23 protein-coding genes are annotated in these 25,586 nt (G+C 70.6%); 7 read left to right on the top strand and 16 right to left on the bottom strand.

Features of this window, described 5'->3' with window-relative positions:
* Positions 1–3: 3 nt before the first annotated feature.
* On the bottom strand, positions 4–2,580 hold the full coding sequence (locus tag CW359_RS20390; RefSeq protein WP_105971423.1) for a M14 family zinc carboxypeptidase: 2,577 nt from the start codon (positions 2,578–2,580) through the stop codon (positions 4–6).
* Between the two features lie 126 nt (positions 2,581–2,706).
* On the opposite strand from CW359_RS20390, the gene CW359_RS20395 reads away from it, so the two are divergent.
* Positions 2,707–3,489, top strand: a complete 783-nt coding sequence (locus CW359_RS20395) for an EI24 domain-containing protein (RefSeq protein ID WP_105971424.1) — start codon at positions 2,707–2,709, stop codon at positions 3,487–3,489.
* Here the strand turns inward: CW359_RS20395 and CW359_RS20400 are convergent.
* Together CW359_RS20400 and CW359_RS20405 are read right to left on the bottom strand one after the other, a co-directional pair.
* The gene (locus tag CW359_RS20400) at positions 3,459–4,766 is read right to left on the bottom strand and encodes a pyroglutamyl-peptidase I family protein (protein WP_105971580.1); all 1,308 of its coding nucleotides are present in this window, start codon (positions 4,764–4,766) and stop codon (positions 3,459–3,461) included. The two genes, CW359_RS20395 and CW359_RS20400, sit on opposite strands and share 31 nt — an antisense overlap.
* 90 nt (positions 4,767–4,856) lie before the next feature.
* On the bottom strand, positions 4,857–5,474 hold the full coding sequence (locus CW359_RS20405) for a TetR/AcrR family transcriptional regulator (protein ID WP_105971426.1): 618 nt from the start codon (positions 5,472–5,474) through the stop codon (positions 4,857–4,859).
* Between the two features lie 102 nt (positions 5,475–5,576).
* Between CW359_RS20405 and CW359_RS20410 the strand changes: the two genes are divergently transcribed.
* On the top strand, positions 5,577–8,000 hold the full coding sequence (locus CW359_RS20410; protein WP_105971427.1) for a beta-glucosidase family protein: 2,424 nt from the start codon (positions 5,577–5,579) through the stop codon (positions 7,998–8,000).
* Between the two features lie 116 nt (positions 8,001–8,116).
* Here CW359_RS20410 and CW359_RS20415 read toward each other — a convergent pair whose 3' ends face one another.
* Both CW359_RS20415 and CW359_RS20420 read right to left on the bottom strand, forming a co-directional pair.
* On the bottom strand, positions 8,117–9,094 hold the full coding sequence (locus CW359_RS20415) for an aldose epimerase family protein (protein WP_105971581.1): 978 nt from the start codon (positions 9,092–9,094) through the stop codon (positions 8,117–8,119).
* A 19-nt stretch (positions 9,095–9,113) separates the two neighbouring features.
* Entirely contained in the window at positions 9,114–10,019 is a 906-nt protein-coding gene (locus CW359_RS20420) for an SGNH/GDSL hydrolase family protein (RefSeq protein WP_105971428.1), read from the bottom strand.
* Positions 10,020–10,291: 272 nt separating this feature from the next.
* On the opposite strand from CW359_RS20420, the gene CW359_RS20425 reads away from it, so the two are divergent.
* A complete protein-coding gene (locus tag CW359_RS20425) occupies positions 10,292–10,786 on the top strand; it encodes a DUF3145 domain-containing protein (RefSeq protein ID WP_006374635.1) in 495 nt (164 codons plus the stop codon).
* 159 nt (positions 10,787–10,945) lie between these two features.
* Here the strand turns inward: CW359_RS20425 and CW359_RS20430 are convergent, their stop codons facing one another.
* From CW359_RS20430 to CW359_RS20450, 5 genes are all read right to left on the bottom strand, one after another.
* Positions 10,946–12,229, bottom strand: a complete 1,284-nt coding sequence (locus CW359_RS20430; RefSeq protein WP_105971430.1) for a beta-ketoacyl-[acyl-carrier-protein] synthase family protein — start codon at positions 12,227–12,229, stop codon at positions 10,946–10,948.
* Between the two features lie 129 nt (positions 12,230–12,358).
* A complete protein-coding gene (locus CW359_RS20435) occupies positions 12,359–12,607 on the bottom strand; it encodes an acyl carrier protein (protein WP_105971431.1) in 249 nt (82 codons plus the stop codon).
* 89 nt (positions 12,608–12,696) lie between these two features.
* Complete coding sequence (locus CW359_RS20440) at positions 12,697–13,692, bottom strand: ketoacyl-ACP synthase III (protein ID WP_105971433.1); 996 nt, start codon at positions 13,690–13,692, stop codon at positions 12,697–12,699.
* 15 nt (positions 13,693–13,707) lie between these two features.
* Positions 13,708–14,664, bottom strand: coding sequence for an ACP S-malonyltransferase (locus CW359_RS20445; RefSeq protein ID WP_105971435.1), 957 nt, complete (start codon positions 14,662–14,664; stop codon positions 13,708–13,710).
* Between the two features lie 89 nt (positions 14,665–14,753).
* The gene (locus tag CW359_RS20450; RefSeq protein WP_105971436.1) at positions 14,754–15,959 is read right to left on the bottom strand and encodes a PucR family transcriptional regulator; all 1,206 of its coding nucleotides are present in this window, start codon (positions 15,957–15,959) and stop codon (positions 14,754–14,756) included.
* Positions 15,960–16,019: 60 nt separating this feature from the next.
* Here CW359_RS20450 and CW359_RS20455 point away from each other — a divergent pair, with 60 nt between their 5' ends.
* Positions 16,020–16,673, top strand: a complete 654-nt coding sequence (locus tag CW359_RS20455; RefSeq protein ID WP_105971438.1) for a pirin family protein — start codon at positions 16,020–16,022, stop codon at positions 16,671–16,673.
* Positions 16,674–16,908: 235 nt separating this feature from the next.
* Here CW359_RS20455 and CW359_RS20460 read toward each other — a convergent pair whose 3' ends face one another.
* Positions 16,909–17,748 (bottom strand): serine hydrolase domain-containing protein, encoded by an 840-nt coding sequence (locus tag CW359_RS20460; protein ID WP_105971440.1) that lies wholly within the window; start codon positions 17,746–17,748, stop codon positions 16,909–16,911.
* A 10-nt stretch (positions 17,749–17,758) separates the two neighbouring features.
* A complete protein-coding gene (locus CW359_RS20465) occupies positions 17,759–18,247 on the bottom strand; it encodes a GNAT family N-acetyltransferase (RefSeq protein ID WP_105971441.1) in 489 nt (162 codons plus the stop codon).
* A gap of 95 nt (positions 18,248–18,342) precedes the next feature.
* On the opposite strand from CW359_RS20465, the gene CW359_RS20470 reads away from it, so the two are divergent.
* Positions 18,343–18,825, top strand: a complete 483-nt coding sequence (locus CW359_RS20470; protein WP_198655301.1) for a MerR family transcriptional regulator — start codon at positions 18,343–18,345, stop codon at positions 18,823–18,825.
* Positions 18,822–19,853: an aldo/keto reductase gene (locus CW359_RS20475; protein WP_105971444.1), complete on the top strand. Its 1,032-nt coding sequence runs from the start codon at positions 18,822–18,824 to the stop codon at positions 19,851–19,853. The genes CW359_RS20470 and CW359_RS20475 overlap by 4 nt, the downstream gene beginning before the upstream one ends.
* Before the next feature lie 77 nt (positions 19,854–19,930).
* Here the strand turns inward: CW359_RS20475 and CW359_RS20480 are convergent, their stop codons facing one another.
* The 3 genes from CW359_RS20480 to CW359_RS20490 all read right to left on the bottom strand — a co-directional run bounded on the left by CW359_RS20480 (position 19,931) and on the right by CW359_RS20490 (position 22,848).
* Entirely contained in the window at positions 19,931–20,791 is an 861-nt protein-coding gene (locus tag CW359_RS20480; RefSeq protein WP_105971583.1) for a DUF4429 domain-containing protein, read from the bottom strand.
* A 58-nt stretch (positions 20,792–20,849) separates the two neighbouring features.
* Entirely contained in the window at positions 20,850–22,103 is a 1,254-nt protein-coding gene (locus CW359_RS20485) for an alpha/beta hydrolase (protein ID WP_105971445.1), read from the bottom strand.
* Positions 22,104–22,215: 112 nt separating this feature from the next.
* The gene (locus CW359_RS20490; RefSeq protein WP_105971446.1) at positions 22,216–22,848 is read right to left on the bottom strand and encodes a TetR family transcriptional regulator; all 633 of its coding nucleotides are present in this window, start codon (positions 22,846–22,848) and stop codon (positions 22,216–22,218) included.
* Positions 22,849–22,948: 100 nt separating this feature from the next.
* Between CW359_RS20490 and CW359_RS20495 the strand changes: the two genes are divergently transcribed.
* A complete protein-coding gene (locus CW359_RS20495; protein ID WP_105971448.1) occupies positions 22,949–24,568 on the top strand; it encodes an MFS transporter in 1,620 nt (539 codons plus the stop codon).
* Between the two features lie 128 nt (positions 24,569–24,696).
* On the opposite strand, the gene CW359_RS20500 is transcribed toward CW359_RS20495, so the two are convergent.
* Complete coding sequence (locus tag CW359_RS20500; RefSeq protein ID WP_198655302.1) at positions 24,697–25,515, bottom strand: potassium channel family protein; 819 nt, start codon at positions 25,513–25,515, stop codon at positions 24,697–24,699.
* Positions 25,516–25,586: the final 71 nt, after the last annotated feature.

The raw sequence follows: 25,586 nt of genomic DNA on the forward strand, positions 1-25,586 counted from the left end.
CACCTACCGCAGCCGTGCTGTGCGGGGTACCACCGTGAACAACGCCCGTGCGACCTGCGCGAACTCCCCCTTGGGATGATCTCGGAAGAGCGGCTCCGTACCGAACAGTACGGCTCCCGGGCCGCTGACCACGGACGGCCGCCCGGCAGCGGCCGTGGGCCCGCCCGAGCCGTCCGCCAGCGCCCGCCAGTGCCCGGAGACGAGCGGATTGCCGCTCGCGTACGACTGCTCGACCCGGACGGAGGGGCCGAGACCGGTGAACCAGACGGGCGCGTACACGAAGCCGTGCCCGGGGGCACCGGCGGTCACCGGTCCCGAATTCACCACCCGTACAACGCCGTTGGCGTCCCCGTTCCCCTCGACCGCCGTGGCCGCCAGCACCCCGGCGGCGGAGTTCAGCGCGGCCCCGGCGGCGCCCCGGCCGACCAGCCCTCGGGAGCCGAGGAAGGCGCCGAGTGCCGTACGGGCGGCCGGGTTCAGCCCCTCGTACTCGACCCCCTGCGACACGAACAGCACCTCCACCCCCGACCAGTCGAAACCGGCGTTGAGGACGGCCGTCGACACCGGGGTCACCTCGAAGTTCATCTCCCGCAGCGCGAACAGCTCCCCGGGCGTGACGGCAGCCGCGACACGGGTGCGCCGCAGGGGAGTCGTGCCGACGGCCTTCGTCGCGTCGAAGGCCACGTCGTAGGTACGGGCGGCCACGACCGCCTTCGCCCGCGCCGACGCCGGCACGATCGCACTCCCGTCCGCCGCCCGCCGTACCGAAACCCCGGCCCGCAGCAGGGAGTTGAGGGCGGCGATCTCCCGCGCGTCGTCCAGCCGCAGCCGCAGAGTGCCACGCGGGGCGACGTACCCGACCCGTGCGGCGGCGCTCACGGCACGCACGGGCACGCCCGACAGGCTTCCGCCGCTGACCGGTTGGACGGTCGCGCCCCACAGCCTCCCCAGGCTCCAGCCCGAGATGTCGTACATCACCGACACCTTGTCGCTGATGTCCCGCCCGTCGGCGAGCAGCACATTGGCGAGCCCGCGCTTCGGCTGGCGCATGTCGACGACGTACGAGCCCTTCGCGTACGTCCGTCCGCCGAGCCGGAAGTCACGGGTGGCGCGGCCGACCCTGACATCGTTGGCGAGGAGATGGTCGACGAGCCGGGCTGCGGCGGGCGCCGAGCGCTGGGCCGAGGCGCCCGCCGGAATGACGTACGCCCGGGGGAAGTCGGCGGTGTACACGTCCTCGGGCCCGATCCCCGGAACCCCCGGGACTGTCTCGGCCGACACCGGCACCTGCGCGGCCCCGACCGCCCCGCGCCGGAAGACCTCGATCTGGTCGGCGACGAGTGAAGTCCGGTGCTTCTGGACGTAGTCGAGGGTCGCCGTGATGGCCGCACCCGCCACGGCCGTGTTGATCGCGGACCGGCGGCGCAGTTCGGTCACCGAAAGGGTGTCGTAGGCGCGGTTGTTGACTGTCAGCGGGATCTCGACGGTGTGCGCGGCGACCGTGCCGTGGAAGGCCGCGTACTGCGGGGTGAAGATCGGCGGCCAGTCGTCCCAGCCCTCCTCCTGGTCCCTGAACGGGATCTGGGCGGGCTCGACGCCGTCCTTCGCCGGGGTGTAGCCGAGGCCGTTGACGGCGGCCTCCATGCCGAGGGCGTTGGCGTAGGTGTTCTTCAGGAAGAGGTCGTACTCGTAGTTCTCGCCGTGCGGGGGAGTGGTCGGCTCGATGAGCGTGCCGTTGACGTAGCCGTGCAGATCGAGCATGACCGTCGGCTGCTTGTCGATCTCGATCTGCCGCATCGCCCGCCCCTCGGGCTGCGAGGAGGTCACGAAGTCCCGGTTCAGATCGAAGCCGTTGGCGTTCGCCCGGGTACCGGCGATCCGGCCGTCCGGGTTCGCGGTGATGTTGAAGTAGAGCCGGGAGTGGGCGAGCAGGTCCTTCGTGCCGGCGTCCGTCGCGGTCGCGAGCCGCTCGATCAGCTTCAGGGAGGCGTCGGTGCCCTCCCACTCGTTGCCGTGGATGTTGTTGTTGAAGAAGACGGGAGCCTTGTAACTCCGCTTGACGGCCTGGCTCTTGGCGGCGATCGCGGGCGCGTTCTCGATCAGCTCGCGCATGCCCTCCTGGGCGCGCGTCTGGGCGGCGCTCTCCGGCGCGGTGACCGTGACGAGGTAGAGCCGGTGCCCGCCCGCCGACCGGCCCGCGACCTCGACGCTCACCCGATCGCCCAGCCCCTGAAGGGAGTTCAGCTTCGGCGCGATGGCGTGGTACGGGGTCAGCCCCAGCTTGATGGACTTGTCGGCCGGGTTCACCGGGTCGGGGGACAGGGTCTGTTCGCGGGGGTAGCCGCGCCCGGCGCCGGTGAGTTCGGTGACGGGCGCGGCGAGGGCGCGGGTGGCGGCGCCGACGGGGGCCGTGGCGGCCCGCTCACCGCCCGCCTCCTCACGGGTGACGGGCCTGCGGTCGGCGGTGGCGGTGGTGCTGAGGGGGGTGAGCAGGAGCGAGCCCGCCGTGGTGACGGCGAGCACGGCGAGCAGGACAGGCCGGTGAACCGGTGTCGGCGGAACGGGTCTTGTGAGACGCACGCTTGGCTCCTCCAGTGCTTCCTGGGATCGGTACGCGAGATGTACCTTCCCGACTCAACGCCAACAAGAGGGCCTTCGCGCCACGCGTCCCCCGGACGGATCACCCGCCCCCGATAGAGTTCCCCCATGAGCGATCTCGCGACAGGTTTCCGCTACCTCCTGAAGGGCCAAGGCTGGGTCGCCCGACACGGCAAGCAGTACGGATTCGGGCTGCTGCCCGGCCTCCTCACCCTCGTCCTCTACCTCGCCGCCCTGGTCGCCCTCGCCCTGTACGGCACCGACCTCACCACCTGGGCCACCCCCTTCGCGGACGACTGGTCGAGCCCCTGGCAGGGCCTCTTCCGGGGTTTCCTGACCGTCCTGCTCTTCGCCCTGGCGCTGCTCCTGTCGGTCCTCACCTTCACGGCGATGACTCTCCTCATCGGCCAGCCCTTCTACGAGAACCTCTCCGAGAAGGTCGACCGTGACGTGTCCCCGGACGGCACGGCCCCCGAGTCGGGCCTGCCGCTGATCAGGGAGCTGTGGATCTCGGCCCGCGACAGCCTCCGGGTCCTCGTCCGGGCCCTGTGCTGGGCCGTGCTCCTCTTCGCTCTCGGCTTCGTCCCGTTCGTCGGGCAGACCGTCGTACCCGTGATCGGCTTCATGGTCACCGGCTTCTTCCTCACCGAGGAGCTGACCGGGGTCGCCCTGCAGCGCCGCAAGGTCGAACTCCGGGAGCGGCTCGCCCTGTTGCGCTCCCGCAGACTGCTCGTGTGGGGCTTCGGCACACCGCTCGCGCTGGCCTTCGTGGTGCCGTTCGTGGCCGTCTTCCTGATGCCGGGCGCGGTCGCGGGCGCCACGCTGATGGCCCGCGACCTGCTCGGCGAGGAGACGGTGGATCAGGAGACGCCGGAGGAGGCGACCGCCTGACCGGACGCGTCGACGGCCACGGTCAGGATCGACCGCACCTGGTCGATGATGTCCAGCCGGTTCCGCACGAACTCGGGATCGGTCACCGCCCCGGTCGCCGGATCGGTGTTGCCGGTCCCGAACTGCAGTACAGGCGTGTGCACATGCCCGCCGGGCAGCGTGCCGCCGAGCCCGAGCCGGTCGCGCAGCAGGGTGGCCCGGTAGGCGATCTCGTTGGACAGGTAGTTCCCGCCGCCCCCGGCCCGCGCCGTGGACCCTGCGGTGGGCCCGTCCGCCCGTACGACGGGATCGGTGCCGCCCGCCGGTATCTCGGTCACGCTCGTGTTGTCGTACACCGGGAAGCGCCCGGTGTTCGCGGCCACAATCGCCTTGTACGGCAAGGTCGTCGACGTCCACTGCGGCTGCGAGGCCGGGTCGGTGACCGGGACCGTCTCGGTCCGCCCGATGTTCTCGTTGTCCGGGAAGCCGCCCCGCCAGGCCCCGTTGGTCCGCTCCACGTCGAACCGCCCGACCCGCCCCTGACTCACGGTCGCGAACAGATCGACCTTCGGCAGGACCGGCTTCAGCGTCCGCTCCACCGTCCGGTCGGCGAAGTCCTGCCAGCGCACCGGGAACACGGCGGTCTCGACCCGGGCGGGCCCGTCCGCCGTCTGGATCACCGTGCCGTCGAGCGCGAGCGCGGTGGCCCCGGACGGATTGGAGATCCGCACGTCCCGGTCGAGCGTGAACGGATCGAACCCGGTCACCAGCACCCGCTTCACCGCCCCGCCCCCGCACGGATACCGGATCGCGGTCTGCCCACGCGAGTTCCGCTCCAACTCGCCCAGCAGCGCGGCCCGTTGTGTGTCGCTCACCCCGAACGACGGCGCCCAGAGCCGCAGTTCACGCACCAGCGCGAGCCGCGCCCAGTACAGCGGCCGGTCGTCGTCCCGGCTCAGATCACCCCCGGCCGGTCCGCGCCCCTGCGCCCGGTCGACGGCCCGCTGCCACAGCGCCGACGCCTGCCGTACGACGACCCCGCGAGCCCGCGCGTACGAGCGCGCGTGGCCGAGCGCCCGCGCGAACTCCGGTGCCACCGCGTCGAATCCGGACCGCCGCAGGATCTCCTGCGGCGCCGCCCGGTCGAGCCGCTGCTCCTCGACGGTCGGCGCGGCCGGGGCCTCGGCGGCGGAGGCGGTGACGGGCGCGGCGAGCCCGGCCAGCAGGGCGAGCCCGAGCACGCCGATCCGGACCCGTGCGGAGGGAAGCAGAGGAGAGAGAAGCGGGGGGAAACGCAGCTGACTCAAGGGAGTTCAGACCTTCCGTCGCCGTGGGGAGCAAGCAGTGAGGTGCTGTCGACGGCGGCAGTATTACGTGACGGAAGTGGTCTACGCCATAGCGCCGGGGTCGTTCCCGGCACCGGAGCCGTCCGCGCCGCCCAGCAGCGTGACGAAGTCCCGGAACGCGGCGGGCATGTCCACCGCCTCCGGATCCAGCAGCCACTGGTACTGGAGCCCGTCCATCACCGCCACGAGCAGGGGAGCGGCCCGCTCGGGGGTGAGCCCGCTCGGCAGCCGGTCGCCGAACTCGGTGCGCAGGGCGCCCGCCATGCTTGTACGGACGTCGGTGTACCGCCCGGTGAAGAACTCGCGCGCCGGATGCCCCTCCGTGACGCTCTCGCCGAGCAGGGCGGAGAAGGTCTGGATGATGCCGGGCCGCATGGCGTTGTACTCGACGAGCTGGGCCAGCAGATCGACCCGCCACCGGGTCTCGGGGAGGGCGTCCCACTGGTCCCGTTCCCTGAGCACCGCCACCAGCAGCGCCTCCTTGGTGGGGAAGTGGTGCAGCAGCCCCTGCTGGGTCAGCCCGACCCGCTCGGCCACCGCCGCAAGGCTCGCCCCCCGGTAACCGCGCTCGGCGATCACCTCCAGGGCGGCCCGGACGATCTCGGCCCGCCGCTCCTCGCTCCTGGTCGTCCTGGCGCTCATGCCGTCACCGTACGGCATCCGACCCCTACGGGTAACGTCAGGGTAACGAAACCTACCGCTTTACAGGTAATCGATGCACGATGGGGACACAGCACTCGCACTCAATGAGGAGGCACCCCCATGTCGGGTACGGAAGCGGCTGTCGAGGCGGCCCTCGGCAAGCTCGATCTGGACGCCAAGGCCCGGCTGCTGGGCGGCCAGGACATGTGGTCGCTCCCCGAACTGCCCGAGATCGGCCTCGGCTCCCTGGTGATGTCCGACGGCCCGATCGGCGTCCGGGGCACCCGCTGGACCGCCGACGACCCCTCCGTCGCCCTGCCCTCCCCGACCGCCCTCGCCGCCACCTGGGACCCCGGACTGGCCTACCGGGCGGGCGTGCTGCTGGCCCAGGAGGCCCGCCGCAAGGGCGTCCACGTCCTCCTAGCGCCCACCGTCAACCTGCACCGCTCCCCGCTCGGCGGCCGGCACTTCGAGGCGTACAGCGAGGACCCGTATCTGACCGGCCGGATCGGCGCGGGTTATGTGAACGGCGTCCAGTCCGGCGGCGTCGGCACCACCGTCAAGCACTTCGTGGCCAACGACGCCGAGACCGACCGCTTCACCGTCGACAACCTGGTCTCCGCCCGCGCCCTGCGCGAGCTGTACCTGGCCCCCTTCGAGGCGATCGTCGAGAACGCCCACCCCTGGGGCATCATGACCGCCTACAACACGGTCAACGGCACGACGATGAGCGAGCACCGCTACCTGGTCAACGAGATCCTGCGCGGCGAATGGGGCTTCGACGGCTACAACGTCTCCGACTGGACGGCCGCCCGCTCCACCACCGGCGCCATCACCGGCGGCCTCGACGTCGCGATGCCCGGCCCGAAGACGGTCTACGGCGCCCCGCTCGCGCAGGCCGTCCGGGACGGCGAGGTCTCCGAGGACACCCTCGACGGCGCCGTGCGCAACGTCCTGCGCCTCGCCGCCCGCGTCGGCATCCTGGAGGGCGCCGAACCCGCCGTCACCGAACTCCCGGCGACCGTCGACGGCGAGGCATTGGCCCGCGAGATCGCCCACCGCTCGTTCGTCCTGGTCCGCAACGAGGGCGACGCCCTGCCGCTGCCCGCCGGACACACCGTCGCCCTCAGCGGAGCCGCCGCCCGCGACGCCCGCGTCCTCGGCGGCGGCTCCGCCACCGTCTTCCCGGCCCGGATCGTCTCCCCGCTCGACGGCCTCACCGCCGCCCTCCCCGAAGGCGCCCTGACGTACGCGGTCGGCGCCGACCCGAACACCGAACTGGCCGTGGCGGACAAGGGGTTCACCCTGCACGCCGTCTGCCGCGACGCCGCAGGCACGGTCCTCGGCACCGGCTCCGCGCCCAACGGCCAGATCAACTGGATGGGTGCGGACCTCCCCGAGGGAGTCACCCACGAGTCGCTCCACACCGTCGAACTCACCGGAACCTTCACGCCGCGCCACACCGGCCGGCACAGTTTCGGCATCAAGGGCCTCGGCGCCTTCGCCCTCACCATCGACGGCACGACGTACTACGACGACGTCCAGACCACCGACAGCGACGACCCGTTCATCTCGTTCTTCGGCGACCCCGAACTCCGTGCCGAGGTGCGACTCACCGCCGACACACCGGTCGAGGTGTCCCTCACCTATGTCGTCGACATCCCCGAGGACGCGGCGCTGAAGTCCGTCGGCTTCAGCCTCTGCCACCAGGAACCGCAGCGCGCCGCCGACGAACTGATCGCCGAGGCCGCCGAGGCCGCCCGCGCCGCCGACACCGCCGTCGTCGTGGTCGCCACCACCGACCGTGTCGAGTCCGAGGGCTTCGACCGCGCCGACCTCCGCCTTCCCGGCCGCCAGGACGACCTGGTGCGCGCGGTTGCCGCCGCCAACCCGAACACCGTCGTGGTCGTCAACGCCGGCTCCCCGGTCGAACTGCCCTGGCGCGACGAGGTGGCCGCCGTGCTGCTGAGCTGGTTCCCCGGCCAGGAGGGCGGCGCGGCCCTCGCGGACGTCCTCACCGGCGCCGAGGAACCCGGCGGCCGGCTCCCCACCACCTGGGGCGCCCTGGCCGACGCCCCGGTCACCCAGGTCGTCCCGGTCGACGGTGAACTCCCCTACACGGAGGGCGTGTTCATCGGCTACCGCGCCTGGGAGAAGGAGGGCAAGGTCCCCTCGTACCCCTTCGGCCACGGCCTCGGCTACACCGACTGGACCTACGGGACGGCGGAGGCGGACGGCCTGACCCTCACGGTCCGGGTCACCAACTCCGGTACGCGCCCCGGCCGCGAGGTGGTCCAGGCGTACCTCGCCCCGTCCCTCGCCGAATCCCAGGCCCCCGACCGCCCGGCCCGCTGGCTCGCCGCCTTCGCCGGGATCGAGGCCGGACCGGGCGAAACGGTGGAAGTCGTCCTCGAACTCCCGCGCCGCGCCTTCGAGATCTGGGACGAGCAGGCGAACGCCTGGTCCTTTGTGAAAGGTTCGTACGAAATCCAGGTCGGCCGCTCGATCACCGACCACCGGCTCACCGCGCCGATTACGGTCTAGCGCGAGGGCAGTCGGTCACACCGGCCGCCCCCACCAGCCGGCCCCGGTCCGGGACCTGACCCCCGGACCGGGGCCAACCTCACCCCTCAGTCCCGCACCACTCGGCCCCGCAGCCCTCAGTCGCGCACGCCGAACCCGTACACCGTCTCCGAGCGGTACGTGCTTCCCGGCCGCAGCTCCGTGCTCGGGAACCCGGGCCGGTTCGGGGAGTCGGGGAAGTGCTGGGTCTCCAGCGCGACGCCCCGCCGGGGACCGAACGGCTCGCCCAGGTGGTCGGCGGTGTAGAGCTGCAGGCCCGGCTCGGTCGTCGCCACCGTCAGGAAGCGCCCCGAGGCCGGGTCGAACAGCTCGGCGACCTCCACCGCGTCCGCTGTCCGGCCCTTGTCGAGGACGAAGTTGTGGTCGTACCACGCACCCACCTCCCGGTCCTTGCCGAAGTCGAAGCGGGAGCCCGCCACCGGCTCGATGCCCGCCGGAATCCGGTCCGCGTCCACCGGGGTGTACCGCGAGGCGTCGATGCGCAGTTCGTGCAGGGAGGCGCTGCCGGAGGCGTGCCCCGACATGTTCCAGTACGTGTGGTTCGTCAGGTTGATGATCGTCGGCGCGTCCGTGACCGCCTCGTACGAGATCCGCAGCGCCCCGTCCGCGTCCAGCGCGTACGTCGCCGAGACCGTCAGCCGCCCCGGGAACCCCTCCTCGCCGTCCGGGCTCACCCGGGACAGCCGCACCCCGTGCTCGACCGGCTCCGCGTCCCACACCCGCTTGTCGAAGCCGTGGACGCCGCCGTGCAGGGAGTTGGGGTCGTTGTTCCGCGCCAGCTCGTAGGTCCGCCCGTCCAGCGGGAAGGAGCCGCCCGCGATGCGGTTCGCGTACCGGCCCACCAGCGCGCCGAAGTACGGCTCCGGGTGCGCCAGATAGCCGGCCAGGTCAGCGAAGCCCAGCACCACGTCCACGGCCCGCCCCTCCCGGTCCGGGACCTCCACCGACTGCACGATCCCGCCGTACGTCAGCACGCGCACCCGGACCCCGGCCCGCTCCAGGGTCCAGCGGTGGACCGGAGTGCCGTCGGAAAGTGTGCCGAAAAGTTCGTTCATGTGGGCCATACGGAAAACCCTAGGTCACCGCCTTCGCGGCCGTGACCCCGCGATACGCGATCTCGGCGAGCCGCGCCTGGCCGTCCCGGCTCGGATGGAACCAGTCCCAGGGGCTCAACTGCCGGGTCCCGAAGGCGTAGTCGAAGACCGCGCCCCCGTCGAACCGGCACAACCGGTCCGTCGCGCACACCTCCTCCAGCGCCGAGTTGTACGCCTCCACCCGCCCCCGCACCTCGTCCCGCCGCGCGGTCGCCGCCGGGTCGACCGCGTCCGGATCGGCCAGCATCGACTGGCACAGCCCCAGCTTCCACACCGTCCTGCTCATCGAGTTGGTCCGCCCCTCCGACCAGAGCCGCTTCAGATCCGGCACGCTCGCCACGTACACCTGGCTCTTCGGCGAGGCCGTACGCAGGGTCCGCAGCGCCTGCTCGAACGACGCCCGGAAGTCCGCCACCGACGTCATGTCCGCCACCGACGACCGGCACGCGTCGTTGGCCCCCGCCATCACCGTGACCAGCGCGGGCCGGTGCACGGCGGCCTTCGTCATCTGTGCGGGCAGATCGTCCATCAGGGACCCGGTGACGGCGTGGTTCCAGCTCCGCCGAGCGGCCCCGGACGCCCCCAGCAGCCGTACCGCCAGACTGTTGACCTCCTTGTCGCTGCCGGTCGCCCAGGACACCTCGGGACAGTCGGACAGCACCGAACAGGCGTCGAAGCCACGTGTGATGGAGTCGCCCACGGCCGCCACGGACGCCGGACTGCGGTCCCAGGCGGACGCCGGACTCGCCGACGGCTTCGCCTTCGCCCGCGTCCCGTCCGGAGCCGGCGATCCGTCACCACCCGAACCGCACCCGGCGACACCCAGCAGAACCGCCGCCGACCCCACGGCAACGACGGCCCGCGAACGACGACTTCGTTTCCGCATCCCCTGGGTCCCCTCGGTCGGCCTGCAACGCCCCTCGCCCATAACAACGCACGCAAGTTCCCGAACCGAAAACAACTAATGCCCCAAACATCGCAACGTCGCACACCCGTACAAGCGTCCCCCTGGGTGAATGGCGGGCGTTTCATGGCATCGGGACCGACCGTACGTCGCACTCCTCGTGCCGCCGCACGGTAGCCTCGCCATCAACGTGGCTGCCCTGCCGCCGCCGCTCAGCCAGTTAGCAAGATGTCCCGCTCTGTCCGGAGGTCCCAGTGACGACACGTGGAGTTCTGTACGTGCACTCCGCGCCGCGCGCGCTGTGCCCGCACGTCGAGTGGGCCGTCGCCGGGGTGCTCGGCACCCGCGTCAGCCTCGACTGGATCCGCCAGCCCGCCGCGCCCGGCACCTGGCGCTCCGAGTTCTCCTGGAAGGGCCAGGTCGGCACGGCCTCCAAGCTCGCGTCGGCCCTGCGCGGCTGGCAGTTGCTCCGCTTCGAGGTCACCGCCGAACCCTGCGCCACCGCCGAGGGCGAGCGCTACAGCTGCACCCCCGACCTCGGCATCTACCACGCAGTCACCGGCATCCACGGCGACATCCTCATCCCCGAGGACCGCCTCCGCGCCGCCCTGACCCGCTCCCAGCGGGGCGAGACGGACCTGGAGGCAGAGTTGGCCAAACTCCTGGGCAAGCCCTGGGACGACGAACTGGAGCCCTTCAGATACGCGGGCGAGGGCGCCCCGGTGAGATGGCTCCACCAGGTCGTATAACCAGGCGTTCAGTGGTGTCTTTAGGGGCGCGGGGCTGTGCACATTTGCGGCTCCGCCGCGGGGCGCGACCAGCCCCCACCGACCGGCGGCCGACACACAACGAAAAGTGGCCCGAACTCCAACAAGGAGTCCGGGCCACACCCGCGTTCACGGCAAAGATCAAACCGACCGGAACGCCAGCACCACGTTGTGCCCACCGAACCCGAACGAGTCGTTCAGCGCGGCGATTCGCCCGTCGACAGGCAACTTACGAGCCTCACCACGCACGATGTCCGCATCGGCCTCGGGATCAAGGTCCTCGACATTGATCGTCGGCGGAGCAACCCGGTGGTACAGCGCGAGCACGGTCGCAACCGTCTCGACCCCACCCGCACCCCCCAGCAGATGCCCCGTCATCGACTTCGTCGCGGACACGGCCATGTGGTCGACGTCATCGCCGAACACATTCCGCAGCGCCTTCAGCTCGGCCACGTCACCGGCCGGGGTGGACGTGGCGTGCGCGTTGACGTGCACGATCTCCGCCGGATCGAGATCCGTCGCGGCCAGCAGATTCCGCAGTGCCGCGGAGATCCCGCGCCCCTCCGGCTCCGGCTGCACGATGTCGTGACCGTCGGCCGAGATGCCCTGGCCGACCGCCTCCGCGTACACCCGCGCACCGCGCGCCGCGGCGTGCTCGGCGGACTCCAGCACGATCACACCGGAGCCCTCACCCATCACGAAGCCGTCGCGGCCCGTGTCGTACGGACGCGAGGCGCCCTCGGGGTTCTCGTTGTTCTTGGACATCGCCATCATGTTGCCGAAGGCGGCGATGGGCAGCGGATGGATGGCCGCCTCCGTACCACCGGCGACGACGACGTCGGCGCGGCCGGTGCGGATCATCTCGATGGCGTACCCGATGGCCTCGGCGCCCGACGCGCAGGCGGAGACCGGGGTGTGCACACCGGCGCGGGCGCCGACGAGCAGACCCACGTTGGCGGAGGGGCTGTTGGGCATCAGCATCGGCACGGTGTGCGGGGAGACGCGGCGTACGCCCTTCTCCTTCATCACGTCGTACTGGTCGAGCAGGGTCGTCACTCCGCCGATGCCCGAGGCGATGACCGTACCGAGCCGGTCGGGGTCGACGGCCGGGCTCTCGCCCTCGGCGGCGCCCTCGCCCGCCCGCTCGGTGAAGCCTGCGTCGGCCCACGCCTCCTTGGCCGCGATCAGCGCGAACTGCGCCGAGCGGTCCAGCCGGCGGGCCTGGGGCCGCGGAATGATCTCGGACGGTTCCACGGCGATCTGTGCGGCGATACGGACGGCCGACTCGGCCGCCCACTCCTGCTCCAGGGCACGGACACCGGACTTGCCGGCGACCAGCCCCTCCCAGGTAGAGGCCGCGTCGCCACCCAGCGGTGTGGTTGCGCCGATACCGGTGACGACCACGGTGCGATTGGTCGGGCTCACGGGAATTCCTTCTCCAACGGATACGGGAGGACAACCCCCGCACAGGCGGGGAGAACGGCGCCACCGCCGGGTGGCGGGGCTGAGGGACTGAGGAAACCGGTCAGCGGACCGGCGCTCCAGCCCCCGCGGTCAGTCCTGGTTCTTGAGGATGTACGCGGTCGCGTCGCCGACCGTCTTGAGGTTCTTGACGTCCTCGTCGGGGATCTTGACGTCGAAGCGCTCTTCGGCGGCGACGACGACCTCGACCATGGACAGCGAGTCGACGTCCAGGTCGTCGGTGAAGGACTTGTCCAGCTGGACGTCCTCAACCGGGATGCCGGCGATCTCGTTCACGATGTCGGCGAGACCGGCGACGATCTCTTCCTGAGTGGCGGCCATGGCAGGCGCTCCTTCTTGTGTATCTATCCAGAGAGGGTTGGCAGTTGTCCCCGTGCCGGTTCCGGGGATCCGGATCCGGTGCGGGGTGCCTAGGGGAGGGTAACGACCGTCGCGGCGTACACGAGACCCGCCCCGAAGCCGATGACGAGCGCGGTGTCGCCGCTCTTCGCCTCGCCGGTCGCCAGGAGCCGCTCCATCGCGAGCGGGATCGAGGCTGCCGACGTGTTGCCGGTGGTGCGCACGTCGCGTGCGACCGTGACGTGCTCCGGCAGTTTCAGTGTCTTCACCATCGAGTCGATGATCCGCTCGTTGGCCTGGTGGGGAATGAAGACGTCCAGGTCGTCCGGGGTGATCCCGGCCGCGTCCAGGGCCTGCTGCGCGACCTTCGCCATCTCGAACACGGCCCAGCGGAACACCGCCTGGCCCTCCTGCGTGATCGCAGGAAACTTGCCGGAACTGTCGTACTCGTTCCAGGGAACGGTCTGCTTGATCGTGTCCGACTTGTCGCCCTCGGAGCCCCATACGGTCGGACCGATGTGCGGTTCCTGGGAGGGGCCCACGACGACCGCGCCCGCGCCGTCACCGAAGAGGAAGGCGGTCGCCCGGTCCTCCAGGTCGGTCAGGTCGGACAGCCGCTCGACGCCGATGACGAGTACGTACTCCGCCGAGCCGTCGACGATCATGCCCTTGGCGAGGGTCAGGCCGTAGCCGAAGCCCGCGCAGCCCGCCGAGATGTCGAACGCGGCGGCCTTGGCCGTACCCAGCTTGTCGGCGATCTCGGTGGCCACGGCCGGGGTCTGCTTGAAGTGCGACACGGTCGCGACGACCACGCCGCCGATCTGCTCGGCGCTGATGCCGGCGTCCGCGATCGCCTTGCCGGACGCCTCGATCGACATCGCGGCGACGGTCTCCTCGTCGGAGGCCCAGTGCCGGGTCTCGATGCCGGAGCGGGAGCGGATCCACTCGTCGGACGAGTCGATCGTCTCCAGGATCACGTCGTTGGGCACGACCCGGACCGGCCGGTACCCGCCCACACCCAGGATGCGCGCGTACGGTGCGCCCTTACCGGGCTTGATCTTCGACATTGCGCGGAGCTCCTCTCAGGCACCCGCCGCGTCAGCGGCAGAGGTCGGGATCAGCGACTCGGCGATCAGCTCACGAGCGGCGTCGAGATCGGCGGGGGTCTTCAGGGCCAGGGTCTTCACGCCGGGCAGCGCCCGCTTGGCGAGCCCGGTGAGGGTGCCGCCGGGGCACACCTCGACGAACGCGGTCACGCCCAGCGTCTTGAACGTCTCCATGCACAGGTCCCAGCGCACGGGGTTGGCGACCTGCCCGACCAGCCGCGCGAGCACCTCGGAGCCGTCGGCGACGGTCTGCCCGTCCTTGTTCGAGACATACGTGATCGTCGGGTCGCCGGGCGTCAGGGAGTTGGCGGCAGCGGCGAGCACATCAACAGCCGGAGCCATGTGATGGGTATGAAAAGCCCCGGCCACCTGCAGCTTGACGACCTTGCGCACACCTTCGGGCTTGTCGTCGACGAGGGCGTCGATCTGCTCGATCGTCCCCGCGGCGACGATCTGCCCGGCGCCGTTGACGTTGGCCGGGGTCAGCCCCAGCTTCTCCAGATGGGCCACGCTGACCTCGGGGTCACCACCGAGGAGCGCCGCCATACCGGTCTTCGTGACGGCGGCGGCCTCGGCCATGGCCAGGCCGCGCTTGCGTACGAGGGTCAGCGCGGCGGTGTCGTCCAGTACCCCCGCGAAGGCGGCGGCCGTGATCTCACCGACACTGTGCCCGGCGACGGCGCCCGGGACGAGGTCGCCGCCCATGGCACCCAGTGCCGAGGCGGACAGTATCCCGGCCGCGACCAGCAGCGGCTGGGCCACCGAGGTGTCACGGATCGCGTCGGCGTCGGCCTCGGTCCCGTAGTGGACGAGGTCGAGCCCGATGGCGTCGGACCACGCGGCGACGCGCTCGGCGGCACCGGGCAGTTCGAGCCAAGGAGTCAGGAAGCCGGGCGACTGGGCGCCTTGGCCGGGAGCGACGAGTACGAGCACTCTCACACTCTCTCTTGGTTACGGGCACGGCCGCCCGTGGGGACAGGGACGAAGAACGGCAGGGGGTTTTGTAGGGGCCCGACAAAAGCCTAGAGCTGGAGATCTCCATCGGCCAGGCGCCCGAGAATCAGCGCGATCCGCAATGTGAATGCGGATCGTACATCTGAAGGCGACCAGCCGGTGACGTCAGTCACACGTCGAAGCCGGTAGCGCACGGTGTTGGGATGAACGAAGAGCATTCGTGCCGCGCCCTCCAGACTGCTCGCCTGTTCGAGATAGACGGAGAGCGTTTCCAGGAGCGCGGACCCGGCCTCCTCCAGTGGTCTGTAGATCTCCTCCACCAACTGGTCACGCGCGCCGGGGTCGCCGGCGATGGCGCGCTCCGGCAGCAGATCGTCGGCCAGCACGGGTCGCGGAGCGTCCTGCCAGGCGGAACAGGCCTTGAGCCCGGCGGCGGCGGCCTGCGCGGACCGGGTGGCGGCGAGCAGATCGGGCACGATCGGCCCCGCGACGACGGGCCCGGCGGCATAAGGCCCGATCAGCGACTTGGCGACGGCGAGGGGGTTGTCGTTCCCGCCCGCGATGACGACAAGCCGGTCCCCGAGCACCCCCGTGAGCACCTGCAACTTGGCGTGCCGGGCGGCCCGCCGGATCGCCTCGACGGTCAACTCACTGTCACCGTCGGGGGCGGTTCCGAGCACCACACACACATGGTCGGGCGAATTCCAGCCAAGCGCGGCGGCCCGCGAAACGGCCCCTTCGTCGGCCTCCCCACTGAGCACGGCATTGACGACGAGGGACTCAAGCCGGGCGTCCCAGGCACCCCGTGCCTCGGCGGCCTGGGCGTACACCTGTGCGGTGGCGAAGGCGATCTCACGGGCGTAGACGAGCAGAGCCTCACGCAGCACACCTTCATCACCGGGAGCGGCAACTTCGTCAATGGCGCTCTCCATGACCTCGATGGTCGTACGGACCATCTCGACGGTCTGCCGCAGGGTGATCGCCCTGGTCAGCTCACGGGGAGCGGTACCGAAGACATCGGTGGAGATGGCTTGGGGCGCATCAGGATGCCGAAACCACTCGGTGAAGGCGGCGATACCGGCCTGGGCGACCAGCCCGATCCAGGAACGGTTCTCCGGTGGCATCACCCGGTACCACGACAGCGTCTCGTCCATGCGCGTGATCGCCTGCGCGGCAAGACTCCCGGACGACTTCTCCAGCCGCTTCAGAGTCGCCGGGTGCGGGTGCTCGGGACGGGCGGTGGGCGCGGGGCGATGGGATTCGGGTTCGGGCACGGGACAAGACTGCCTTATCAGGACGGGGGCGTGCGGCGTCGGGTCTACGGTGGGTGCGTGATGGACGTACGGCGCGCGGACGAGCGCTATCCAGGGGGTGACCCGGCGGCCGGTATCGAATCCTGGCACGCCTTCTCCTTCGGCCCCCACTACGACCCGGACAACCTGCGCTTCGGCGCGATGATCGCCTGCAACGAGGAGCGGCTGGCTCCCGGCGCGGGCTTCGACGAGCACCCGCACAGCCACATGGAGATCGTGACGTGGGTGGTGGAGGGGGAGCTGACCCACCGCGACTCGACGGGCAGGGAGACGGTGGTGGTCGCCGGGGACGTGCAACGCCTGAGCGCGGCGGCGGGGGTACGCCACGTGGAACGCAACGCCGGACCGGCGCCGTTGACGTTCATCCAAACCTGGCTGGCCCCCTTGCACCCCGGTGGCACCCCGTCCTACGAGACGGTCCACGGCATCGCGGACTCCACGCCGTACGCGATCCCGGAGGCGGGCGCGATGCTGCACATCCGCCGCCTGTCGGCGGGCGAACGAACGGCGGTACCGGACGCGGCGTGCGTGTACGTCCACGTGGTGCGGGGGGAGGTCCGCCTGGGGGCGGAGAAGCTGGGGGAGGGGGACGCGGTGAGGCTGACGGGGGAGGAGGGGGCGGAGGCGATAGGTGTGACGGCGACGGAGTTGCTGGTGTGGGAGCTACCGAGCTAGGACCAGCATTTCCCTCGCCCCCGCCGCCCCTACCCGTCCCATCCTTCGGGGGCTCCGCCCCCGAACCCCCGTATCGCGCTGAACGCGCTCGTCCTCAAACTCCCCCAGAGGGGGGACCCCCAACGGGCTGGGTATGTCAGCCCGTCCGGCGTTTGAGGACAAAGCGGGGGTCCGGGGGCGGCAGCCCCCGGGGATGGGACGGGTAGGGGCGGCGGGGGCGAAAAAGATCAAGGCCTCAGCCCCGCAGCTCACCCACCACCCCATCCGTGAACCCCGGCCAAACCCCCACCGCCCACGCCCCGAACGCCCGATCCGTCAGCGCCACGCACCCCACCCCCACCACCGGGTCGACCCACACGAACGTCCCCGCCTGCCCGAAGTGCCCGAACGTCCGAGCCGAAGACGAACTCCCCGTCCAGTGCGGCGACTTCGAGCCCCGGATCTCGAACCCCAGACCCCAGTCGTTCGGGTTCTGGTGGCCGTACCCGGGAAGCACCCCCTTCGTCCCGGGGAACTGCACCGTCATCGCCTCGGCCACCGTCCGCACATCGAGCAACCGAGGCGCCTGCACCTCCGCGAGGAACCGCACCAGGTCCCCGGCGGTCGACACACCGTCCTTGGCCGGCGAACCCTCGACCCCCGTGGCCCCCATCCCCAACGGCTCAAGCACCGCCTGCCGCACATACTCCGCGAACGGCATCTCCACCGCCTTCGCCACATGATCCCCCAGCACCTCGAACCCGGCGTTGGAGTACAGCCGCCGCTCCCCGGCCGGCGCCATCACACGGTGCTCGTCGAAGGCGAGCCCCGAGGTGTGCGCGAGGAGGTGCCGGACCGTCGATCCGGGCGGCCCGGCCGGCTCGTCCAGCTCGATCGCGCCCTCCTCGTACGCGACGAGCACGGCGTACGCGGCGATCGGCTTGGTGACCGAGGCCAGCGCGAACCGGTGGTCGAGCGGACCGTGGCCGCCGAGAACGGCACCGTCCGCCCGTACGACGGCCGCGGCGGCGGTGGGCACGGGCCAGCTCTCGATCGACGCGAGGCTCTTCAACGAATCCGACGACTTCGACGACATGCCGTCGAGCTTAGGAGCTGGGCAACCTCAGCCGCAGGTAGGGGTCCGGCTGACGCGTGAACCCCAGCGACGCGTACAGCGGCTCCGCCTCCGGGGACGCGGTGAGGTCGATCTGCCGTACCCCCTGCTCCCGGTACCACTCCAGCAGCGCCTCCATGCACGCCCGCGCGTACCCCCGCCGACGCGCGTCCGGATCCGTGGCGACGCTGAACACGAACCCGACCCGCCCGTGCGGATTGCCCGCCCGTCCGATCCGGTACTCGATGGTCCCCACGACCAGCGCGGCCAGCGCGCCCGGCCGCTCGGGCCGGTCCGGATGGTCGACGACGAACGCCGCGAAACCGCTGTCCGGATCGGCCAGCCTCGCGGTCACGGTGGCCAGGGACTCCGACTGCCAGGCGGGGTCGGTGTTCGCCCCGTGCATCGAGTCGATCATCACCTGACGCAGTCGCAGCAGCTCTTCGGCGTCATCGGGAGTGGCACGGCGTACGAGAGTCATGATCCGTACGCTAATGAGCCGGGACCGGCCAAGTCTCCGCAATATCGAGGATTCCGCTTGCTTGGAGTGCACTCCAAGGTTTTAGCGTGGGGACCATGACGGTGCTGGAGACCACGAACCCCACCACGAACTCCGACGACTGTGCGGGCCCGAGGCGCCAGGACCGGCGCCCGGACGGACAGGACCGCTACACGATCAGCGAGGTCGTCGTCTTCACGGGACTGACCGCGCACACCCTGCGCTGGTACGAGCGCATCGGGCTGATGCCGCACATCGACCGCTCCCACACCGGCCAGCGCCGCTACAGCAACCGCGACCTCGACTGGCTCGATTTCGTCGGCAAGCTCCGGCTCACCGGGATGCCGGTCGCGGACATGGTGCGGTACGCCGAACTGGTGCGCGAGGGCGACCACACGTACGGCGAACGCTTCGAACTCCTCGAATCGACCCGCCGGGCCGTCCTGGACCGGATCACCGAACTCCAGGACACCCTCGCCGTACTCGACCGGAAGATCAGTTTCTACGCGGAGGCGGACCTCGACGCGGGTCTCGCCCGACAGGTGGAGAGTGCCCGATGACGAACGACGACACCACCAGGCTGACCACCGCCCCGCTCGGCGCCGACGGCCCCGAGGTCGGCGTACAGGGCCTCGGCTGCATGGGCATGAGCGTCGCGTACGGCCCCACGGACGCCGACGAGGCCCGCGCCACCCTGGAGCGCGCCCTCGAACTCGGCGTGACCCTCTACGACACGGCGGACGCCTACGGCGACGGCGAGAACGAACGTTTCCTGTCCCCGTTCTTCAAGGCCCACCGCGACGAGGTCGTCGTCGCGACCAAGTTCGCCCTGGCGATGCCGGCCGGCATCACGGGCCCACGGGTCGTCAACAACGACCCGGCCTACATCCGCCAGGCGGTCGAGGCCAGCCTCCGCAACCTAGACCTCGACGTCATCGACCTCTACTACATGCACCGCCGTGACGTGAACATCCCCATCGAGGACACCGTCGGCGTGATGGCCGACCTGGTGCGCCAGGGCAAGGTCAAGCAGCTGGGCCTGAGCGAGGTCACGGGCCCGGAGCTGCGCGCGGCCCAGGGCGTGCACCCGATCGCCGCCGTCCAGTCGGAGTGGTCCCTGTTCAGCCGGGACATCGAGGCCTCGGTCGTCCCGACGGCCCGCGAACTGGGCGTCACCCTGGTCCCGTACTCCCCCCTGGGCCGGGGCTTCCTCACCGGCAGCTTCACCAACGCCGACCAGGAACTCACCGAGGACGACTACCGCCGCACCCAGCCCCGCTTCACCGGCACCAACGCCACCACCAACGCGGCCCTCCTGACCCCCATCCGAGCGGTGGCAGAGTCCCACGGCGCCTCGGCCGGCCAGATCGCCCTGGCCTGGGTCCAACAACAGGCGGCCGTGCACAACCTCCCGGTGATCCCGATCCCGGGCACACGGAGGAGGACAAGGGTCGAGGAGAACACAGCGGCGACACGCATTGTGCTCACCGAGCAGGACCTGGCCCTACTGACGCCGATCGCCGCAGCGGTCGCAGGCACCCGCTACCCCGACATGAGCTTCGCATCGGCGGGACGAGAGGTCTTCTAGGGGCGCGGGGAACTGCGCGAGCAACCACAACGGACCCGCACCCGCCGACGACCGCAGCCCCCCACCCCCGTAGGCGCCTACAACTCCGCCAACAACTCAGCCTTCTTCAAAGAGAACTCCTCATCCGTCACCAGCCCCGCCGAGTGCAACTCCCCAAGATGCCGAATCCGTTCAGCCACATCCCCCGGATCACGCCGCCCGGAGTTCAACTGAACCGCAGCCGCCCCACCCGCGGAGCGAACCGCCGCCAACACCGCCGCCGCGAACGGCAACGACTCGTGCACCGGCCCGTACCCCAGCCCGAACATCACCGACGCCGGATCCTGGTCGACCGGCGCGGCCTGATCGACCGGCGAAGCCCCCCGCAGCAGCCGCAGATACCCCTCGAACACCTCGGGTGACCGCCACTCCACCCCGCTCAGGTCGGCGACCGGGAACGTCTGGTCGCCGGCCTTCCACTTCGCCGACGACGCGCCCGTCCAGAACCAGCGGAAGGACACCGCGCGGCCGTCGAAGGACGCCTTCGCGTCGTACGCCTTGAAGGCCCGCGGCACCTCGGGCGCGGCCACCAGGAACCTTTCAGCAGGGCCCTGCTGGGTCAGCTGGGCGCGCAACTCGTCGGCGTAGTACTCGGCGAGCGTCTCCTTGTCGGCCGGCAGTACCAGCCGGTACGGGTCGCAGCCCTCCTTTAGCTGGCCGTCGGCCGCCTCCATCAACGGGTCGGCGCCCGGCCGGGGTTCGGCGCGCAGCACCACCGTCCCGCGCTTGCCCGGGGTCAGCGTCACCCCCGCGATCGCCTCCAGCGGGATCCGGCGTTCACCGAGTGCCTGGAACAGCTTCGGCGTACGGATTCCCCGTTCGAAGCGGATGAGCACGGAGTCGGACTCGAACTCCCAGGCGGCATGAAATCCGGCCAGTACGTCACCCATGCGGCTCATCGTATGCGGCAAGAGCTTCATAGTCCCCTCCCCGGGCACACCGTGATTTCTGCGTCTTCTACGCGCGTCCGGCCATCGCCCCGTCGGACAAACCCTTCAGACACACGTCATCCTTGCGGTTCTGCTGATCGCTGCCATCGTTCTGATCCCGCCGGTCGCAGCGCACGGCGTCGAACGCGCCGACGCCGATCTCGGCGAAGTTGTACAGACTCTCCGTACCCGGTTCGAAATAGCCGCCGTGCCCCTTCGCGCCCCGCGCGGACAGCACCCGGGCGCCGAACGCGGACGACACCGGATCGGCGCCGTGTCCGAGGCCGCCGACCTCCAGGTACGGCACGTCCTGGATCCAGTCGTCGGCGTCCCGCATCGACCACACCCGGGCCGAGGTGCGCAGTTGAGCCGCGTTCTCGACCCGCATCCCGGGGCTGCCGGCCACCGCGATGTCCGTCACCCGGCCCGGCAGCGCGTGCGCGGCGACCCCGCACACCACCGAGCCGTAGCTGTGGCAGTACAGCGCGACCGGCGCCCGGCCGGGCAGGGCGCGCACCAGCGCGTTCAGCCGCAGCGCGCCCGAGTTGGCGCGCATCGCGGTCGCCGCGTCCATGCCGAGCCCGTTGGGCGCGGTGTAGTCGGCCCAGGCGATCACGGCCGTACGCGTCGTCGGGCTCGCCTCCCACTCCGCGCGGTACAGCGCCGAGGCCATGCCGACCGGCGCCGAGTACTTGCGGTTGGTGCGCTGGAAGGTGAGGACGTCGGTGTCCACGCCGGGCACGACCACCGAGACGCGCTGTGCCCGGTCGAGGTCACCGAGGACCTCGGCGACCCGGCCGTTGCCCTCGGGGTCGAAGGCCAGGATCTGGCGGCCGTACGCCAGCAGGTCGTCGTAGCGGTTCATCCGGCGGCCCGCCTCGTGCTGGCCGACGGGTGAGAGCCGGTTGTCGTGCATGCGCACCCGCTCGGTCTCCCGGGCCGCGTGCAGCGCGATCCGGTTGGCGCGGTAGCGCAGCGCGACGGGGGCGCCGTTCATGTTGCCGACCGCCAGCGGATAGCTCCGGACGAGCCGGGTCTGCTGGTGGACGGTGAGCGAGGCGAAGAACCTGGCCAGCCGGCCGGGTGCCGCGTCCGGGTCGGGCAGCGCGTGGCCGCCGATCCGGCCGTGCTCCCACGCGGAGAGCGACGCCTGGAGCGGTGAGGGCGTGCGATGGCTGCGGACCGCGGTCCAGCCGGTCGTCGCGAGCATCACGAAGACCACGGCCAGCGCGAGCAGTGCGCGCCAGACGTTCAGTTGCGGGGAGGTGTCGAAGGAAGTCACTGAAAGGACACACTAGGAGAACGAGAGGGTCTCGCGTTAACCGAGTGACGGGGATCACGTTTCGATAACCGTCACTGGGAATATCAGCGCGTACGCACACGCGTACGGCCCGTCATTGCGGTTCCGTACGCCAGTTCCCCGCCAGCGCCGGCCCCATCGCGTCGAGGTACGTGCTGGTCAGCTCGCGCATCGCGGCCACACTCAGGTCCGTTCCCGCGCCCCACCGCCGTTCCGTCAGCCGCATCAGCCCGCTGAACAGGGCCACCACCACCCGTGGCCGCAGATCCACGTCCACGTCGACGCCCTCGCGCTCGGCGATCAGTCGCGCCACCGCCTCCTCCGTCTCCGCGGAGCGGCGCATGTGGGCGGCGAGCAGCGCCGGAGTCGACTCGATCACGTGGTACATGCGCATCTGCAACTCGGGCGGTACGACGGACTCCACGGCCTCGTTGATGTGGTGCCAGCCGTCCAGCACGGCCCGGCTCAGTGCCTCCAGCGGGGCCTCGTGGGACGGGCGTCCGCGCACCGCCTCGATGAAGTGCGCCTCCGCGATGCGGTGCACGGCGAAGGCGGCGTCCTCCTTGCCGGCGAAGTAGCGGAAGAAGGTGCGCTGCGAGACCTCGACGGCCTCGGCGATCTCGTCGACGGTCGTGTGTTCGTATCCCTTGCTGGTGAACAGCACGAGGGCGGCGCGCACCAGCGCGTCCCGGGTGCGCTGCTTCTTGCGCTCGCGCAGACCGCTCATGGTGATCAGGCCTCTTCGTTCTTATCGGGCGACGACGTGTCAGTTACCGGCTTGTGAACTCGTTTGTCAATTGTCAGTGGCTGTCACTAGCCTCGAACGCATGACTAGTCAGACCACCATCGAGACGACCGGACCGGGGGACAAGGCACCTGTCTCGCCCCTGGATCCCACGCCTGCCAAGGGGCTGCGCGGCCATCCGTGGCTGACCCTGATATCCGTGGCCGTCGGGGTCATGATGGTGGCCCTGGACGGCACCATCGTGGCCATCGCCAACCCGGCCATCCAGAAGGACCTGGGCGCGAGTTTCCCGCAGATCCAGTGGATCACCAACGGCTACTTCCTCGCGCTCGCGGTCACCCTCATCACCGCGGGCAAGCTCGGCGACCGCTTCGGGCACCGGCAGACCTTCCTGGTCGGCATCGTCGGCTTCGCCGCCGCGTCGGCGGCCATCGGACTGTCCAGCAGCATCGCCCTGGTGGTCACCTTCCGGGTGTTCCAGGGGCTGTTCGGCGCGCTGCTGATGCCGGCCGCGCTCGGCCTGCTGCGGGCCACCTTCCCCGCCGAGAAGCTGAACATGGCCATCGGCATCTGGGGCATGGTCATCGGCGCCTCCACCGCGGGCGGCCCGATCCTCGGCGGACTGCTCGTGGAGCACGTCAGCTGGCAGTCGGTGTTCTTCATCAACGTGCCCGTGGGCGTCCTGGCCCTCGTCATCGGCCTGGTGATCCTGGTCGACCACCGCGCGGAGAACGCCCCGCGCTCCTTCGACCTGCTCGGTATCGCCCTGCTCTCCGGCGCGATGTTCTGCCTGGTGTGGGCGCTCATCAAGGCTCCGGCGTGGGGCTGGGGCGCCGGCTGGACCTGGCTGTTCCTGCTGGTGTCGATGGCGGGCTTCGGGGCCTTCGCGTTCTGGGAGCAGAGGGTCAAGGAGCCACTGATCCCGCTCAACCTCTTCCGCTCGGTCCCGTTGTCGGCGGGCGTGGTGCTGATGGTCCTGATGGCCATCGCCTTCATGGGCGGCCTCTTCTTCGTCACCTTCTATCTGCAGAACGTGCACGGTATGAGCCCGATCGACGCGGGTCTGCATCTGCTCCCGCTCACCGGGATGATGATCGTCGGCTCGCCGCTGGCGGGCGCGATGATCAGCAAGACGGGTCCGCGCATCCCGCTCGCGGGCGGCATGGCCTGCGTCGCGATCGCCATGTTCGGCATGTCCACGCTGGAGACGGACACCGGCAGCGGCATCATGTCCGTCTGGTTCGCCCTGCTCGGCCTCGGCCTCGCCCCGGTCATGGTCGGCGCGACGGAGGTCATCGTCGGCAACGCCCCGATGGAGCTGTCCGGTGTTGCCGGCGGCCTCCAGCAGGCGGCGATGCAGATCGGCGGCAGCCTCGGTACGGCGGTGCTGGGCGCGGTCATGGCCTCCAAGGTCGACAACGACCTCGCGGGCAACTGGACGGCCGCGGGTCTCCCGGAACTCACCCCGGAGCAGCAGGCGCAGGCCTCGGAAGCGGTCCAGGTCGGGGTGCCCCCGGTGGCACCGGGCACTCCGGAGACGGTCGTCGCCCAGATTACGAAGGTCGCCCACGACACCTTCATCTCCGGCATGAGCCTGGCCTGTCTGGTCGCGGCCGGCGTGGCCGTGGTGGCCGTAGCGGTCGCGTTCCTGACGAAGCGTGGGGAGAACGCCGGGGCGGGGGCGGGCGCCGCGCACATCTGAGGCGCGTACACCGGCACACATGGCTATGCGCGGCGCATATATCTATGCGATGTGCGGGGAAATTCCCCTATCCGAGTGACTCCCCTAAAGATTCCTCCCCATCGGCACTCGGGGCAGGTCACAGTTAGTCAAGTCCTCCGCACGGCATGGTCCGTAAGACATGTACGACACGGAGGATCGCCGGGCCGCGGCGCGCTGCCGGAGGGGGACAGCGCGCCGACGGGCCCGTCGGACAGGGCGGCCACCTCGGCCCGCAGTGCCCGCACCTCGTCGGTGAGCGCGGCGATCGCCGCCGTCTGGCGCCGTTCCTCCGCGTCGTCCATCTCGAACCGGGAGATGAACCACGCGGCGATGTTCGCGGTGACCAGACCGAGCAGCGCGATCCCGGAGAGCATCAGCCCGACCGCGAGAATCCGGCCCACTCCGGTCGTCGGCGCGTGGTCCCCGTACCCCACGGTCGTCATCGTGGTGAACGACCACCACAGCGCGTCATCCAGCGTTCGGATGTTCCCTTCCGGTGACGCGCGTTCCACGGACAGCACGGCCAGCGAGCCGAACATCAGCAGCCCTACCACGGCCCCGCCGACATAGGTCGTCAGCCGCACCTGAGACGCCATCTGGGCCCGCCGGCCCACCAGCATCAGCGTGGACACGACCCGCAGCAGCCGCAAGGGCTGGAGCAGCGGCAGCAGCACGGCGAACAGGTCCAGCCAGTGCCGCCGCACATAATCCCGCCGCCGCTCGGCAAGAGCGACCCGCACGAGGTAGTCGACGGCGAAGGCGCCCCACACCACCCACTCGGCGACCGTGCACGCCACCGACACGGACCGGCTCGCGGGACTGTCCACGATCGGCACCGCATAGGCACCGGCGAACAAGACCGCCAGCACCATCAGGGGCCGCTGCGTCGCCCTCTCCCAACGAGCCTGCGCAGACTCATCCTTCATGCTGCGCATATTAAGCGCCCCTGTAGAGCGCCCCGAAGGGGCAGCTCTACAGGGGCGCGGGGAACTGCGCG

The organism is Streptomyces geranii, from assembly GCF_002954775.1.
In the GTDB taxonomy this organism is placed as follows: domain Bacteria; phylum Actinomycetota; class Actinomycetes; order Streptomycetales; family Streptomycetaceae; genus Streptomyces; species Streptomyces geranii.